This is a genomic window from Burkholderia sp. 9777_1386, from assembly GCF_015712265.1.
In the GTDB taxonomy this organism is placed as follows: Bacteria; Pseudomonadota; Gammaproteobacteria; order Burkholderiales; family Burkholderiaceae; genus Burkholderia; species Burkholderia cenocepacia.
Genome location: NZ_JACCQB010000159.1, coordinates 1 through 391 on the forward strand (window position 1 = coordinate 1; position 391 = coordinate 391).

Here is a 391-nt window from a genome sequence, read left to right on the forward strand (position 1 = left end):
ATACTGATCCAGATCGCTCAGATTCGTGCGCGTATTGTGGGCGTGGACGTGTTCCCCCGCCGCAAGATCCGCCAATGCATAACCAATCGGCAGGCCATATTTGATGACGTTGGCCCCTTTTGCGATATCCGTTAACGCAAATTTATGTCCACGAGCAACATCCTGGCGCAGCGTAACAGTCTGGTTATCGACACTGACTTCTGTGCCTTCAGCCAAATCTGCTAAAGCGACCGCGACGTTATCCAGCGCATGGATCTTGATGTATTGCATATCAACCCCAGACCTTAGTTCAGTTCAATGGCGAAGTAGTCACGCGCATTGTTAAAGCAAATATTTTTCACCATCTCGCCCAGCAGGTTGATGTCCGCCGGTGCTTCGCCCGCTTCCACCC

At 51.7% G+C, this 391-nt stretch carries 2 protein-coding genes; both read right to left on the reverse strand.

Translation table 11 applies throughout. From position 1 onward, the window contains the following. The coding region (locus H0X91_RS34835; protein WP_196433836.1) for a UxaA family hydrolase at positions 1–270 on the reverse strand (270 nt) is incomplete at its 3' end. Between the two features lie 14 nt (positions 271–284). Continuing rightward, positions 285–389 (reverse strand): glucuronate isomerase, encoded by a 105-nt coding sequence (locus H0X91_RS35550; protein WP_442859793.1) that lies wholly within the window; start codon positions 387–389, stop codon positions 285–287. Positions 390–391: the final 2 nt, after the last annotated feature.